This window comes from Citrobacter sp. Cc139, assembly GCF_030334645.1.
In the GTDB taxonomy this organism is placed as follows: Bacteria; Pseudomonadota; Gammaproteobacteria; order Enterobacterales; family Enterobacteriaceae; genus Citrobacter; species Citrobacter werkmanii.
On the sequence record NZ_JAOWDM010000069.1, the window covers coordinates 323,531 to 338,259 of the forward strand.

Sequence of the window (14,729 nt, forward strand, 5' to 3'; positions counted from 1 at the left end):
CGGATAAAACACATCCGGCACCACGTAGACTGAATTTACAGGGTAATCGTCAGAGTATCACCTTCAGGCGTTACCACTACGCCCTGCTCACTGCCGGCATATGAACCGCCCTTCACGCCGCTAATTTGCGGGATATTACGCAGGCACAACGTCCAGTTACGCGCTTCACCGCGACCTTGTACGGTGATGGTTTTACCCGCACGTATCGCCTTCAGCGTGAAGATAACCGACCCGTCAGCAGCCGGGACCTCACAGACCGCTTCCCTATCCTCTTGCAAATGGAACAACTGGAATGCGGTCCCTTCATGCCAGGCATAGTCCGGCTTCTGGTTATTACTGCCCAGCGCCAGCAGGGTGTTGTCGCGCACATACACCGGCAGACTGAGGAAGTCATGCTGCTGTTTGTACCAGCGGCAGCCCTGCACTTCGTCGTTGTGCCACAGATGCGTCCAGCGGCCTTCCGGCAGATAAAACTGCACGTTACCGGCTTCGGAGAAGACTGGCGCCACCATTACCGAATCACCCAGCATATACTGGCGATCGAGATAGTCGCATGCAGGATCGTCCGGGAACTCCAGCATCATGGCGCGCAGCATCGGCGTGCCGTGTTCGTTCGCCAGCGCGGCCTGACGATACAAATACGGCATCATGCGGCATTTCTGCTCGGTGAAGTAGCGCACCACGTCGCAGGACTCCTCATCGTACGCCCATGGCACGCGGTAGGATTTGCTGCCGTGCAGGCGGCTATGGCTGGAGAGCAGCCCGAATGCACACCAGCGCTTGTAGACGTCCGCCGGGGCGGTGTTTTCGAAGCCGCCAATGTCGTGGCTCCAGAAGCCAAAGCCGGAGAGACCAATGGATAAGCCGCCGCGCAAGCTTTCGGCCATGGATTCATAGTTGGCGTAGCAGTCCCCGCCCCAGTGCACCGGAAATTGCTGCGCGCCCACGGAGGCGGAACGGGCGAATAGCACCGCCTCTTCTTCTCCGACGGTCTCTTTCAGCACGTTCCACACCAGTTCGTTGTAGATGTAGGCATAATGGTTGTGCATTTTCTGCGGGTCTGAGCCATCAAACCACTGCACATCCGTTGGAATGCGTTCGCCGAAATCAGTTTTGAAGCAGTCCACGCCCATCTCCACCAGACCTTTCAGCTTGTTGGCATACCATTCGCAGGCTTGCGGGTTGGTGAAGTCATAAATTGCCAGCCCCGGCTGCCATTTATCCCACTGCCACAGGGAACCGTCCGGGCGTTTGAGCAGATAACCTTTCTCTTTCAGCTCCTTGAAAACAGGTGATTTCTGACCGATGTACGGATTGATCCATACGCAGACCTTCAGCCCTTTCGCTTTCAGGCGCTGAATCATGCCTTTCGGGTCCGGGAAGGTCACCGGGTCCCACTCGAAGTCACACCACTGGAAAGCCTTCATCCAGAAGCAGTCGAAGTGGAAAACGTGCAGCGGTAGATTGCGCTCGGACATGCCGTCGATAAAGCTGTTCACCGTCGCTTCGTCATAGTTGGTGGTAAACGAGGTGGTCAGCCACAGGCCGAACGACCAGGCGGGCGGTAGTGCTGGACGACCGGTAAAGCGGGTATAGCGATCCAGCACCGCTTTCGGCGTCGGGCCGTCGATGACGAAATATTCCAGATACTCGCTTTCGACGCTGAACTGCACTTTCGATACTTTCTCAGAGCCAATTTCAAACGATACGCACTGCGGATGGTTCACCAGCACGCCGTAGCCACGGTTGGTGATATAGAACGGGATGTTCTTGTAAGACTGCTCGGTACTGGTGCCGCCATCGCGGTTCCAGGTCTCTACCGTCTGCCCATTACGCACCAACGCGGTAAAGCGCTCGCCCAGCCCGTACACCGTTTCACCGACGCCCAGATCCAGGCGCTCGAACATGTAATTGCGTCCGCTGTTGGCGTCCTGTACATAGCCGTTGTTTTTCAACTGGCTGCCGGTAATGCGTTCACCGTTACGCAGGAAATCCAGCGACCAGAACTCGCCTTTGGTGACGCGAACGCTTAAATTACCGCTCTTCAGCTCAGCGAACTCAGCGGTGTTCTGCATCTCTACGTTTACGTCCTGCTGCACGTTCAGCGGGTAATGCGGACCGGTATCCAACGCGCCCTGGAAGTGTTCCATCCGGATACCCACCACGCCTTCCTGCGGCGAAAAAAGGCGCAGCGTGAACAACGGGGTATCGAGTTGCCAGGTCCGTTCACGCACGTCACGCGGCGCAACGTAGACCAGCATCTCATTACCTTGCTGTTCAACCTCGAACACCTGGACAGGGTTAATCACATTCAGGCCAGGCTGAATCAGCCAGTTTCCGTCGCTAATTTTCATAATCGGTTCCTTAGTTCTGTAATTCTTTCGTCGTAAAATCTTGCTGATTACGGTGCGCACCCTGCGCCAGCTGACGCATAATTTCAGTCAGATACGGGGTTTTCAGGGTGTAGAAGCGTTTGGCAATCACGGCACTCAGCAGGTAGCAAATAGCCGGAATAAGGGTGAACAATGCAATGATGATGGTGATGGTGGCGCTGTTTTGCGTTTTCGCCGCGGCATCGTAGCCACCGCCTGCCAGCATCCAGCCAATCAGCGCCCCGCCAAGCGCCAGACCCAGCTTGAGCACGAACAATGTTCCTGCAAAACTGATGCCCGTCAGACGTTTGCCGTTACACCACTCGCCGTAATCAACGGTGTCGGACATCATTACCCACTGGATTGGCGTTACGAGCTGATGCAGGACGCCAATCACGAAGATAAAGACGAACATGGTGATGTTGGCGTGCATCGGCACGAAGAACATCGCCACGCTGATGACGGCCAGCAGGGCATTCGTCCACCAGAAGACGCTGACTTTGCATTTCCAGTCAGTCAGCGGTTTTGCCAGCGCAGAGCCAATCAGATTGCCGACGCAATAGGTGGTAAGGAAAGCGACAAATACTTCCGGTGTGCCCAAAATCCAGGTGACGTAATACATCATCGCACCGCCGCGAATGCAGACCGCCATAATGTTGAGGATGGTGAGCAAGCCGACAATGCGCCACTGGTCGTTCTGCCAGATATCACGCAGGTCTTCACGCATTGAATTGTTGGTTGGCGGCGCTTCAACACGTTCTTTGGTAGTGAAAAAGCAGAATGCGAGCATCAGGAACGCCACAACCGAGAGCACTGCGATTCCCCCCTGGAAGCCCAGCGCCTTGTTTTCACCGCCAATCAGCTTTACCAGCGGCATCATCAGGACGGTGGAGAGCATGCCGCCCGCCGTTGCCAGCACAAAGCGCCACGATTGCAGGGAGATGCGCTGCGCCGGGTCATTGGTGATCACGCCGCCCAGCGCGCAATAAGGGATATTGACCACGGTATAAAGCAGGGTTAGCAGCGTGTAGGTGATGACGGCATAAATCATTTTGCCGTGCAGGCTGAAGTCCGGCGTGCTGTAGGCAAGCACACAAACCAGACCAAACGGCAGCGCGCCAAACAGCACCCACGGACGAAATTTCCCCCAGCGTGAACGGGTTCGGTCAGCAAGCAGCCCCATGCAAGGGTCTGAGATGGCATCCAACGCGCGGGCCAGTAAGAACATGGTGCCGACAAATCCGGCGGGGATACCAAAGATATCGGTATAAAAGAACATCATATATAACATGACATTATCGAAGATGATGTGGCTGGCGGCATCGCCCATGCCGTAGCCAATCTTCTCCTTAACAGACAGAATCTCACTTTTCATTACGCATCCTTGTTTGCACTTTCACACGCACTGGTACCGGTTACAGTTCTTGTAAACCATCCCTGTGAGCACGGGTATTGCGATATCTCGTTATCAAATTACGATTCTTGTTTTCTGTGATCAGGGTAGCGTCTAAAAATGTGTCCAAGTGTAAGTAATGGATTTTGCGAGGATTTATTTGAAACGGGTCATGGTATGGAGAAACGGAAGTTAAAAAAGTGAGTGAGGGGGTGTGGAAACCCGAGGAAGTAGCTATAATGCGCCCCGCCTCCATGTAGCAATCGAGGCGCGGAAGATCGTCATCTCCGGTGAGGTGGCTGGACTTCAAATCCAGTTGGGGACGCCAGCGTTCCCGGGCAGGTTCGACTCCTGTGATCTTCCGCCAAAATTTATTAAAAAATCACGCTAATTGTTTTTACTTTTCACAGAATTAATAACATCATTAAATTAATTACTCTGGAAAAACTAAAAATTTTGTGACATTTTGATATATATTTTCTAAATCATAGATGAGGGTATATGACTCCTGGCGAGATTGCTGCATACATTGGCGCGGCTGCATGGCTTCCTCAACTCATTAATGTATTCTATAAGTACATAACAAAGCCTAAACTTAGAGTATTTTTCAATAATACAGCTGAGATAAGTTACACTTCTTTAGGGCCAATCCTCAATATTAGAATGGGCGTATTGGCGGAAAAAAAATCTCTTTTGTTAGAAGACATATCTCTCGAAATCAGGCATTCCGATGGTGATTTACACTTTTTGAAATGGGCGGGAATTACTGAGATTCATAGCGAAATAATTGATCAGAATGGAAACAAGCAAGTCATTTCAAAAGAACAACCTCCGATTGCATTGAAATTATTTCAAGATTTACTTACAGAAAAATTCATAAAATTTCAAGAGCCAAAATATCATGAGCAAGATTCAATATTAATTAATGAATTAAACTCACATGTTAGCTTTTAGCCAGTATAGATACCACTGATGTCGTTGCCGAAGCTCTCAAATCATCTCAATTACATAATGTTCTTACTTATCGAGAGAATTATTTTTGGTGGAAGAAGGGGAAATATATTGTTAAGCTAAAAGCTAAGTCCCCCGATAAATTTAGCTTTGAGGGAAACACCTTTAGCTTTACGTTAAACCAAACAGAAATTGATTTATTAAAATTTAACAGTAAAAGTTTGTCCGAATTTTTAAATGCACATATTGAGAAAAAAGAAGAAATTGCAAATATAAAATGGAATTGGATAAACCCCAAAATTACTAAAGGCGAATAAAATCTTAAGGCCCTAATTGTATGGGCCTATCACTTAGTTCCTTCACTCATATCTATTCCAAGCCTTTTTAATTCCTTTCTCCCCAAAGTTTTGAGCCAATTCCCCAAACTCATCCCCTCTGCTTTTGCAGCAGCCTCGAACTGCGCCTTTAACTCAGGCGTGATACGAATCTGAAAAGTTGGTGCTTTTCCAGATTTAGACTGATTTGGATCACGTTTAGCTGTTGACATGTACGTACCTAGAAGCGCAAGATATCACCAATCAGGTACGTACCTTTTTTTTCTGCCGACCTGACTTATAAACGCCCTCGCCCGGTATTCGCAGTACCCGACGAGAGCTAACCTCACCAACTATCAAGGAGTTGATTCTGGCTAATTCGCATTCTACCTCAGACACCGACCAATCCGGAACCGAACGTTCGGTAATTGTGGGATATCGCCCGAATGTTTTCGACAAATCCACGCCAAAAATTATTCTTTCCGGCAAGTGGCTACGCGACGCGGGGTTTGATACCGGCCAACAGATTACCGTAAAAGTGATGAATGGCTGTATCGTCCTGATGGTCTATGGCGAGCAGGAACAACGGTTGCAGGATGAACTGAAAGAGGCCAGTCAGAAGCTGAACAGAATCGAGAGCACACTGGCGACTCTCCAGTGAAATACGGCTGAACCTGCAAGCGGTACTTACAGGTTCACCTGGTGCCGGATGGCGCTGACGCGTATCCGGCCTACTTTCACAATACCCTCTGTCTGACCACCCACCTCATAGTGACCACCAGAAAGATATCGACTATACTGAACGAATCGAACGATTCATGCGAAATGGTGACAATATGCATACTCTTACGGCAAATGAAGCCAAAACCCAGTTTGGCGATATGCTACTTAAAGCGCAGCGAGAGCCTGTGCAAATTAATCGTAACGGTAAGCCTGTTGCAGTTGTTGTTTCCATTGAAGACTATGAACAAATGGAAGCCATGAAGCTCCAGTTACTGAAGGCCAAAATTCAGCGTGCTCAAAACGATATTCATTTGGGCAATATTGTTGATGGTGATGCTTTTTTTGATGCGTTGATGGATCAACACAAAGGATAAAAAGTGAGTTACAAACTTACTGGAGAAGCACAGCACGATATTATTGAAATCCGTGATTACACATCAAGAAATTGGGGCGCTAAACAGTCCAGGGATTATCTTAGAAAATTACAGGTCGTTCTCTCTCAGTTAGCTGAAATGCCAGGCATGGGTCATCATCGAATTGATGATTTTGGTGAAGATATTTACAGCTTTCCTTATGTTAGCCATATGATTTACTACAGTGCACAAGACACAAATATTGTTGTACTGGCAGTCTTACACCAAAGCCGAGTACCAACAAAACATCTGGGACAACGTTTGTAGCCCACCACCTTATTTGCCGGATGGCGCTTGCGCTTATCCGGCCTACGGGCTGCACGCAACAAGTGACAACATTGCGGCTTTTTATTGCAGTTGTTCGGTTTTACCGAACAACTGCAATAACCATCATATTTCATACGTAATAAAGCCGCAGATCGGTTAATCAGCGGCTTTTCCATTACTGCATTACATCAGAAATTATATTTTACGCCGAGCATACCGCGGGTATCGCTGTAGCCTTTGTCGCCAACCTGTTGGGCCACGTTGCTCCATACGTTGAGGCGCGGAGTAATTTGACCTTCAACACCCACTTTCAGCTCGCCGATGTTCTTCGTGCCGCGCATGTCGTTTCTCACATCGTCCATCTTCACGCTGGCAGTCTGCGTGTTATGTATCCAGTTGGCTTCGACAAACGGCTGGAACTCGCGAGATTTACCGTCATCGATGGCGTTGTGACCGTTGATAAAGGCTTTTACACCCAGACGGGTCATCAGGTTGCCATCGGTGTTGTCCTTCACGCGAGTACCGTTTGCTTCACGGTGGCTGTCGGCCTGCACGTCCATCCACACCACCTGCGCTTTCGGTTGCAGCCAGTAGCTGTTGCGCTCGTTTTCACCCAGTTTGAAGCTGTAACCGGCTTCAACCGAGGCGGTGATACCGCTGGATTTATATTTCTCTGCCGCCTGCTCCTGACCCATCACTTTGTTATCAAACCAGTTGTACAGCGCCCAGGTATCCACATAGGTGCCGGTCTTGTCTGCGTCATTGGCATACCATGTGCCGTACAGCCCCACGCTATAACCGGTAATCTGCCCACGAGAATGGTAGCCGGTCAGGCTGGACTGTGTGCGGTTCTGGCTGTTGGCATAACCTGCCATCGCACCAATGTGCCAACGGTCAAGGCCATCGCTACTCCACTGCGCCAGATCGCCGCCTAACTGTAAGACATAGCTGTTGCTTTGGGTTTTCAACTGCCCGCTACCGTCTTTGAAACGGGTATGCGCGCCAACGTTACGCATCCACAGACTGGTCACTTTTTTCTCACCGGTCAGCATGTCGATGTACTGGGTTTCACCCAGACGATCGTGCAGTCGGGTCATGAACAGTGTGTTAGCCGCATAGTTGTTGGCCAGATAACTGCCGGCTTCCGGGCGATACTGCTGCTCCGTGACCGGCGGAACATGAGGCTCTTCCGGCTCAGGAATAACCGGGTCCACAGGATCGATCGGGTCCGGGTCTACGGGATCGGGGTCAACAGGGTCCACCGGATCGGGCGGAGCAGGAATAAAGCTGGTCAGATACCAGTTGCTGCCCTTCTGCACTACGTTATAGTCGTACGCCCCGGCGACAATACGGCTCGCTTTCTCAAATGTACCGTCAGAGTTGCCAGCAACCTCGATTATCTCAATGCCTTCAACGGTCTGCGCCCCGGTACCGCCAATGTTGTTTACCGCCACAAAGGCATTACCCGTCGTGTTGCCGAGCACTGTCAACTTATTGGTTTCGGAGGCATCGTCATTCAGGACGGTATTGAAAACCAGTTTGCCGCCATTCCCGGTAAAATCTTCGTTAATCGTAAGCGTCTGCCACGGTTCGCCGTCAGCATGGCCAAAGTTAACCACTGCCCCACTGTTCAGCGTCAGGTCGGTCAGCGTTGAGCTGTTGGTCATATTCCATGTCGCATCGCTCATTTGCAGCGAGATGACCCCCGTCCCGGCAGTCGCGCTGGTGATATAAGACGCCCCGCTCCATAGCGAGTTGTCGGTCATGTTGAGCTTAATCGTACTGTTTTGCTGGGGCAGGCTGCTGGTCGCGTTTGTCCCTCCGGCAGCATGAAGATCGCCGTCGATAAGAAAGCATCCACCGGCGGATCCGTCTACGGTGCCGCCCGTTTCGGTGCTGATGGCATAGCTTTCAGTACTGTGGTCGCCCACCATAGTAATCGCGGCGCCGCCGGCCAGGTTTATCGCCCCGCGTGAAATCGCAAACAGGCCGCGTGGCGCTTTGCTGTATGAAGCCGCTTTTCCAGAACTGTTCACGCTAATGGTCGCGTTATCGCCCAGGTTCACGGTCGCGTTGGTGGAATAGACCGCATGCGCGCTCGCGCCGTTAACCGTAATAGTGGCGTTATTACCCAGTTCCGTTTTAGAAGATGTGGCGGCATAAATGCCCGTTGAGGAGGCGCCAGACGTCTCGATGGTAGCGTCATTGCCAAGCAGGATTGAGGAACCGCTCTGCCCGGAGCGAAGACCTTCAGAGCCGTCGCCGGTCGTCACAATATGCGCACGATCGCCAACGACAATCGTATTTTTGGCAAGCGTCGCATCTCGCATGGCATTGGCGGTGATACCACGCCCCTGGTTACCCGTCGTTTTAATGTACAGATCATCACCGACGTAGATATTAGCCGAGCCTATCCAGCCCTGGCCTATCGCGTTATAACCGGCGTTAATACCGTCACCATCCTGACCGTCTACATAAATACTGGTGCGATCCCCGGTGATGATAAAGACCGGGTTATCCGGCGTATTGGCCCCATGCGTGCGGATACCGTCAACATCTTTACCATTATTGGCGGCATTCTTTGACTGGGTGCGGATCGTCAGGTCGTCACCAAAAATAACGCCCGGACTACCCGTCGCGCTGTTCTGAATAACAGTAACAGAGTGCTCAAAAGCTTCAGCACCGGGTCCATTTAACGTTAATCCATTACCATAAACAGGAATGGTGCCCGCACTCCACTGATAAACATAATTTGGCATGGCGCTGGTTTTAGCGAAATTGGCATTGGCCTGCGCAGGGATTATTGCCTGCAATTCCGGGGGCAGACTGCTAACCAGACCGCTGGAAGGAAGACTATCAACATCAACCCAGGCTGCATGGGCTGAAAATACCATAGACGTTAATGCGGCTGAAACCGCGATGGCAATACGAGAGTAAGATTTGGGATTTGGCATATTAGCCTCCTGCTATCAGGCGTAGAGCGTCCACCACATCGCAAGGATGTGAAATAATAAAAATCAGAAATGCGTTATAAAATATTCGATAGTATTTGATGAATACTATGGCCCAACTTATCTTCAAGCCGGAGCTTATAGACGTATATTTTCTTAATATCAATATTATCTATTTGGGTAATTTGCTGAATACTTTTTCCTGAGACAAATCGCTTCAGTAATATCATTTCTGTATAGTTGAGTGTGCGCCCACGTTTACTGTTAGCGAGATGACCCGTAAATAATCGTCTCATCTTCTGATGCTGTACGTCATCATCATCATCAGAATATATAATGCCTTGTATTTTATTGCTTTTCGACAGCCAGTAGTTGGCTAACGGCGCCAGGTTCCGGTCCGCAATCAAAACAATACGCATACCGCTATACGCCAGACGATCAACCCATTTCGGGTCAGCGAACAGGCGCAGGTTGGGGAAGGAGAAATCCACAAAAATAAACCCGCGGGATAAATGGTTTTGATTATTAAGCAAAAGTTTTTCAATAACGCCTCGTTGTAAAAAACCGTTTCCCTCAGGCCAGATCGCAAAAGCGGCACGGTGACAGTAGCTGGCGCGTACCGCAGTATCCGGAAATAATTGACAGGATAATTCACAGCTTATGCAACGAATACTCTGTGATGGGGATCTGTTCATAAAAAATGACTCCTGTTATTTTTCCATAAATATTTCATCGGTAAATAAATGTGTCAATCCGACACGTATGACATTCCTTGTCAGTTAATAACAGCAACCCTAAAAAAATGTAATAAACTCTTGATGCGATAATATGTACGTACGGTAAGCAATGCCATACCGCTAAGTTTTTTTGTGTTTTATCTCAGAATAACAATCTGGGCATTAGGAATTTTATGCATAAATTAAAACCCTAGGATAAATCTTAAAAAAGCACTATTTGCTAAAAAATAACCGCTGTAAAGGTTACTCGTTAATTACACAATTCAGATAACTCAATACCCCTTGTTGCTCTGTGGATAAATATAATGATAACCCAGATAAAACTGTAATGAATTCTCATTATTTAACATTAGCTAATTCCCACCTAAGAAATTAAGTTAATAACATATTGTATTTGAAGGATTTTTACCCCCTAAGTGAAATTCTTATCTTAGATCATGTACAAAGATAGAGGCGTCTTATCGATTTGGATGTAAAATTTAAGGGGTGTGCAAGGACACGCTGTGATACGTTTTGGTTACTGAGGGCTGGGCAATTGTATCTTATCAATCAGTTGGTCGAATTTAATCCTGATAGCAAAAGTCTGGTCAATCGTCAGACCGGGCGCACAATACAACTCCAGCTCCCAGCTTCGCTCTGTTTTCTCTATTTAATTACTCACGCAAGTGACATTGTTTCCCAGAACACGTTGATGATAGTGGGTTGGGGAGAGAGAAATAATGTCACCAGCACCAACACGTTCTACCAGGCAATTCTGACGTTACGTAATGCGCTGGCGGAAGTGGGACTACCGCGTGATACGGTGAAAACTATTTCCCGGCGAGGGCTGAGATTGAATGAAAACACTCAAGTAGAAGTGATAACGGATCCTCAGAGTGACGTTTCCCAGTTACCGGTTATTGAGGAGCGCGCGCCTGCAAAGGTAATTCTTACCGCACCACAACAAACGACGCAGATCTCCTGGTGGAACATTTTATTTAGCGTTAGTGTTGTTATTGCCACTCTGGTTATCTGGCTGGTGTGGTATCAGACTCGCCCGGTTATGCCATTTAGTAAGTTTGTCTCTGTTTCCATGCAGATCCCTTCGCGGCAAAACTGCAAAATTTATTACTCTCCGAATGAGTACGACCAGCATGGCTATTTCAGTCTGATGCAACTTCATCCTTTTCTCTGTGAAAACAACAAACACGTGTTTCTATCCGGCTACCTCAAAGCAGAAAGGATGGTGGCATTTGTATGCGATAAAGATGCGCGGATTGATGCCCACGCATTTTGTACTACCCATTATTACTGGATGCGCGGGCAATGAAAAAAACACGCCACATAATCTTGCTCACTATTGGCCTGGTTACCTTGCTCGGTTCGGGCAGTTGGCTATGGTATTCGCGCTATGCCGAAAAGCCGCTGAATTGCGTTGGGAACGTTGAATGGAATATTGGCAGCAACCGCTTTGCCGGTACGGTTTCATTTCGGATGTACAACCAGGAAGGATTATCAACAATTACCGGTAAACTGTATGGGCGTAATACCTCAGACATCAGCAGGAACATCTATTTCAGCTACACCCAACAGCGTGATGCGCGGGTGTTACAGGCCATGCAAGTCGTCAAAACCTTCGCCGACACGGCCGATGAAGCGGATATCAACAATACATTGCCCGGGTTTTATCGTCAGACCGGACGCAGCCTGAGCCTGGTCATGGAGGAGTATAAGGGCGCATGGATTTTCGCCAGTTCCAATGTTCCCTCGCTGTATTGCCGCAAAAGGTAACGTCATATCCGGAAACAAAAAGCACGGTGCTGCCACGGGATTCACTTTTGTCATCATTAACTTACGCGACACAGGTCACTGAATCCACTAATAAGCCATTCTATTCTTCACCGCGAATCAGGAAACATCCTGAATATCAGGATATTCGTTGCGTAATAATTAAGCGAAATGGACGTTTTATTTTGTCCAGAAGACTTCAACCTACGCATGAATATTTGGAGAAGACGTGGGCAGGGGCGTTTATCTCTCTCGCGAGACATGTCTGAGCATTCAGACGTTATCGCATTTCAGGAAACGGTATGTTTCCGGTGTATTTTTGGCGTACATATGAGGGATACGTAATGTTTACTTTTAAAAAGTGCCTGATTGCACTTTCAATAAATTTGGCGGTTGTTTCATCAGGTTTTGCTTGTACGACCCTGCTGGTCGGCAATGAAGCATCCGCGGACGGCTCCATGTTGGTCGCCCGTAGCGCAGACAGCGATGCCCTGAAAGCACAGCATTTTGTCATTCATCCGGCAAAACAGAATCAGACCGGGGTATACAGCACCAAAGCACATAATGGCGCGAATGATTTTACCTGGCCACTGCCGAAAAACTCTCTGCGTTATACCACCGTCCCAAACTGGAAAACTCAACTGCACGGCGCGACCGGATTTAACGAACTGGGCGTCGGTGTGAGCGGAACAGAATCTATTTTTGCTTCACCAAAAGCGCTGGCCGCCGACCCGTATGTTGAGGATAAAGGGATCACTGAAGACGATATCCCGGATATTCTGCTGTCGCAGAGCAAAACCGCACGTGACGCCGTTGCGCTGCTGGGACATATTGTTGAAACCGTCGGTGCGGGCGAAGGCTTTGGCGTTGCCGTCGTCGACGATAACGAGATCTGGTACCTGGAAACCGGCAGCGGCCACCAGTGGATGGCGCAGCGCCTGCCTAATAACCAATATTTCGCCACCGGTAATCAGGGCCGCCTACAGGATTACGATCCTAAAAACCCGGATATGATGGCGTCAAAAAATCTGATTCAGTTCGCAACGGAAAAAGGTCTGTACGAACCGGCGAAAGATGGCAAATTCAACTTCTCTAAAGCCTATACCCGTGATGACGAGCGTGACCGTACGTATAACGATCCTCGCGTATGGACCATCCAGAAAACGTTCAATCCTTCCGCAAATCAGGATATGGCCAAAGGACGTGAATTCCCGGTCTTCATGAAGCCAGAGAAGAAAATGACGCTGGACGATGTAAAAGCCGTGCTGCGTAGCCACTATGAAGGCACCAGTCATGACCCGTACACCAACGGCCTGAACGGTAAAGAGCCGTGGCGTCCGGTCAGCGTCTTCCGCACCTATGAAGCGCACGTTATGCAGGTACGTCCGTGGTTGCCAAAAGAGATCGGTGAAACAACCTACATTGGTCTGGGTATGGCCGATCTCACCGCCTTTGTTCCGTACTACAGCGGCCTGAAAGCATATCCGGCCAACTATACAATGGGTACAGATAAGGCTGACGATCAATCCATCTACTGGAAATATCGTAAATTGCAGACGCTGACGATGACCGATTATCCGAAGCTCGCGCCAATCGTCAAAAAGGCCTACAAAGCGTGGGAAGATAAAGTGGCGAAGGAGCAAAAAGAGGTCGAAGCAGAATATCTGAAGATGGCGAAAACCAATAAACCTGCCGCAGATAAAATGCTGAATGACTTCAACCTGCGCATAATGGCTGATGCAGAGAAGTTAACGGAAGATCTCACTAATCAGTTGTTTACCATCCGCACCAAAGACATTCAGTCTGATATTTTCTTTGCTAACGCAGCGAAAAAAGACTAAGTCACACCACAGTAATGTACTGGCGCAAAGCGTATCTTAGCTCTGCGCCAGCATTTCACATCGCGCCTTCACGGCGTCATGCAGCAAGCGTACCGCCGTTGAAAGCTGCTTACGATGCGGGCAAATCATATTCAGCGGGACTTTCTCTCCCTGATAATCCGTCATCAGCAGCTGCAATCGCCCTTCGCGTACATCCTCGCTAATATCCAGCCACGACTTGTAGGCAATCCCCTCACCCGCAATCGCCAGCCGTCGGATCACTTCGGCATCATCGCTCATAATCGTGCCGTAGACCTGCACACTGCTGACCTCGCCGTCGTGCGTAAAGGTCCAGCGGTCGTGCAGGCGTCCACGTAAGACAAAGGTCATGGCGTTCAGTTGCGCTAAATCTTCCGGGGTTTTCGGCGCTCCGTTTTGTAAAACCCAATCCGGGGACGCCACCAGCACGCGTCGGTTACCCGGCGCAACGGGCAGCGCAATGTATGACGCATCTTCGGTATTGCCATAACGAAATGCGACGTCGACAGGATCTTTAAAGACATCCGTCACCTGATCGGAGAAAAAGATCCGCAAACGCAGCGCAGGATAGCGGCGTCGAAAAGATTGAAAGACCGGCAGCAGCAAATTCCGCCCAAGATCGGAAGGAACGGCGATTTGCAGCGTGCCAGAAACTTCATCTTCCGGGGTCTGAATTTTTTGCAGCCCGGCATGCATCACGTCCAGCATCTGGCGGGCATAGGGCAACCAAATCTCGCCTTCCGGCGTCAGGCGCAGGCTGCGTGTGGAGCGAGCGAACAGGCGGATAGTCAACGTAGACTCCAGACGCTTGATAGCAGAACTGACCTGAGCAGGCTGAACGCCGGCTTCGCGTGCCGCATCGCTAAAACTATTCAGCGCCGCGGCGCGGACAAACAACGTGAGATCTTCAAGCCGGAACATTTTCACTCCCCGAGTATAAGTCCTGTCGCCGTAGGGCTATTTTTCCCGTTCTGCTGCCGGT

Annotated in this window: 13 protein-coding genes and 1 tRNA gene; 8 read left to right on the forward strand and 6 right to left on the reverse strand. The window is 49.6% G+C overall.

Annotated features, from left to right (window positions below; translation table 11 throughout):
* Positions 1-35 precede the first annotated feature (35 nt).
* Together yicI and OGV69_RS06200 are read right to left on the reverse strand one after the other, a co-directional pair.
* Entirely contained in the window at positions 36-2,354 is a 2,319-nt protein-coding gene (yicI, locus tag OGV69_RS06195) for an alpha-xylosidase (protein WP_069323691.1), read from the reverse strand.
* Positions 2,355-2,364: 10 nt separating this feature from the next.
* Complete coding sequence (locus OGV69_RS06200; RefSeq protein ID WP_204564325.1) at positions 2,365-3,747, reverse strand: glycoside-pentoside-hexuronide family transporter; 1,383 nt, start codon at positions 3,745-3,747, stop codon at positions 2,365-2,367.
* Positions 3,748-4,037: 290 nt separating this feature from the next.
* On the opposite strand from OGV69_RS06200, the gene OGV69_RS06205 reads away from it, so the two are divergent.
* Both OGV69_RS06205 and OGV69_RS06210 read left to right on the forward strand, forming a co-directional pair.
* Positions 4,038-4,132: transfer RNA gene (locus OGV69_RS06205), tRNA-Sec, on the forward strand.
* Between the two features lie 134 nt (positions 4,133-4,266).
* Positions 4,267-4,719, forward strand: coding sequence for a hypothetical protein (locus OGV69_RS06210; RefSeq protein ID WP_114140318.1), 453 nt, complete (start codon positions 4,267-4,269; stop codon positions 4,717-4,719).
* Positions 4,720-5,062: 343 nt separating this feature from the next.
* Here OGV69_RS06210 and OGV69_RS06215 read toward each other — a convergent pair whose 3' ends face one another.
* Entirely contained in the window at positions 5,063-5,263 is a 201-nt protein-coding gene (locus OGV69_RS06215; RefSeq protein WP_069323689.1) for a toxin-antitoxin system HicB family antitoxin, read from the reverse strand.
* Between the two features lie 137 nt (positions 5,264-5,400).
* On the opposite strand from OGV69_RS06215, the gene OGV69_RS06220 reads away from it, so the two are divergent.
* From OGV69_RS06220 to OGV69_RS06230, 3 genes are all read left to right on the forward strand, one after another.
* Positions 5,401-5,691, forward strand: a complete 291-nt coding sequence (locus OGV69_RS06220; protein WP_069323828.1) for a SymE family type I addiction module toxin — start codon at positions 5,401-5,403, stop codon at positions 5,689-5,691.
* Positions 5,692-5,866: 175 nt separating this feature from the next.
* On the forward strand, positions 5,867-6,127 hold the full coding sequence (locus tag OGV69_RS06225) for a type II toxin-antitoxin system Phd/YefM family antitoxin (protein WP_069323688.1): 261 nt from the start codon (positions 5,867-5,869) through the stop codon (positions 6,125-6,127).
* A 3-nt stretch (positions 6,128-6,130) separates the two neighbouring features.
* A complete protein-coding gene (locus OGV69_RS06230) occupies positions 6,131-6,433 on the forward strand; it encodes a type II toxin-antitoxin system RelE/ParE family toxin (protein WP_074458492.1) in 303 nt (100 codons plus the stop codon).
* 188 nt (positions 6,434-6,621) lie between these two features.
* Here the strand turns inward: OGV69_RS06230 and misL are convergent, their stop codons facing one another.
* Both misL and OGV69_RS06240 read right to left on the reverse strand, forming a co-directional pair.
* Positions 6,622-9,387 carry an intestinal colonization autotransporter adhesin MisL gene (misL, locus tag OGV69_RS06235; protein ID WP_069323687.1) on the reverse strand — a complete coding sequence of 922 codons (2,766 nt, stop codon included), beginning with the start codon at positions 9,385-9,387 and terminating at the stop codon, positions 6,622-6,624.
* Between the two features lie 74 nt (positions 9,388-9,461).
* Positions 9,462-10,079, reverse strand: coding sequence for a helix-turn-helix transcriptional regulator (locus tag OGV69_RS06240; RefSeq protein ID WP_069323686.1), 618 nt, complete (start codon positions 10,077-10,079; stop codon positions 9,462-9,464).
* A gap of 577 nt (positions 10,080-10,656) precedes the next feature.
* On the opposite strand from OGV69_RS06240, the gene OGV69_RS06245 reads away from it, so the two are divergent.
* The 3 genes from OGV69_RS06245 (at position 10,657) to OGV69_RS06255 (ending at position 13,729) form a co-directional block, all read left to right on the forward strand.
* Positions 10,657-11,430 carry a winged helix-turn-helix domain-containing protein gene (locus tag OGV69_RS06245; protein ID WP_038635558.1) on the forward strand — a complete coding sequence of 258 codons (774 nt, stop codon included), beginning with the start codon at positions 10,657-10,659 and terminating at the stop codon, positions 11,428-11,430.
* Positions 11,427-11,891, forward strand: a complete 465-nt coding sequence (locus OGV69_RS06250; RefSeq protein WP_069323685.1) for a YqeJ family protein — start codon at positions 11,427-11,429, stop codon at positions 11,889-11,891. The genes OGV69_RS06245 and OGV69_RS06250 overlap by 4 nt, the downstream gene beginning before the upstream one ends.
* A 341-nt stretch (positions 11,892-12,232) precedes the next feature.
* Positions 12,233-13,729, forward strand: coding sequence for a C69 family dipeptidase (locus OGV69_RS06255; RefSeq protein WP_069323827.1), 1,497 nt, complete (start codon positions 12,233-12,235; stop codon positions 13,727-13,729).
* A gap of 36 nt (positions 13,730-13,765) precedes the next feature.
* Here the strand turns inward: OGV69_RS06255 and OGV69_RS06260 are convergent, their stop codons facing one another.
* A complete protein-coding gene (locus tag OGV69_RS06260) occupies positions 13,766-14,668 on the reverse strand; it encodes a LysR family transcriptional regulator (RefSeq protein WP_286469214.1) in 903 nt (300 codons plus the stop codon).
* Positions 14,669-14,729 lie beyond the last annotated feature (61 nt).

Bases quoted from the DNA above. Each gene is read 5' to 3' on its own strand.
- OGV69_RS06255 (WP_069323827.1), top strand. From the start codon at position 12,233: ATGTTTACTTTTAAAAAGTGCCTGATTGCACTTTCAATAAATTTGGCG.
- yicI (WP_069323691.1), bottom strand. From the start codon at position 2,354: ATGAAAATTAGCGACGGAAACTGGCTGATTCAGCCTGGCCTGAATGTG.
- OGV69_RS06210 (WP_114140318.1), top strand. From the start codon at position 4,267: ATGACTCCTGGCGAGATTGCTGCATACATTGGCGCGGCTGCATGGCTT.
- OGV69_RS06225 (WP_069323688.1), top strand. From the start codon at position 5,867: ATGCATACTCTTACGGCAAATGAAGCCAAAACCCAGTTTGGCGATATG.
- OGV69_RS06260 (WP_286469214.1), bottom strand. From the start codon at position 14,668: ATGTTCCGGCTTGAAGATCTCACGTTGTTTGTCCGCGCCGCGGCGCTG.
- OGV69_RS06250 (WP_069323685.1), top strand. From the start codon at position 11,427: ATGAAAAAAACACGCCACATAATCTTGCTCACTATTGGCCTGGTTACC.
- misL (WP_069323687.1), bottom strand. From the start codon at position 9,387: ATGCCAAATCCCAAATCTTACTCTCGTATTGCCATCGCGGTTTCAGCC.
- OGV69_RS06240 (WP_069323686.1), bottom strand. From the start codon at position 10,079: ATGAACAGATCCCCATCACAGAGTATTCGTTGCATAAGCTGTGAATTA.
- OGV69_RS06215 (WP_069323689.1), bottom strand. From the start codon at position 5,263: ATGTCAACAGCTAAACGTGATCCAAATCAGTCTAAATCTGGAAAAGCA.
- OGV69_RS06200 (WP_204564325.1), bottom strand. From the start codon at position 3,747: ATGAAAAGTGAGATTCTGTCTGTTAAGGAGAAGATTGGCTACGGCATG.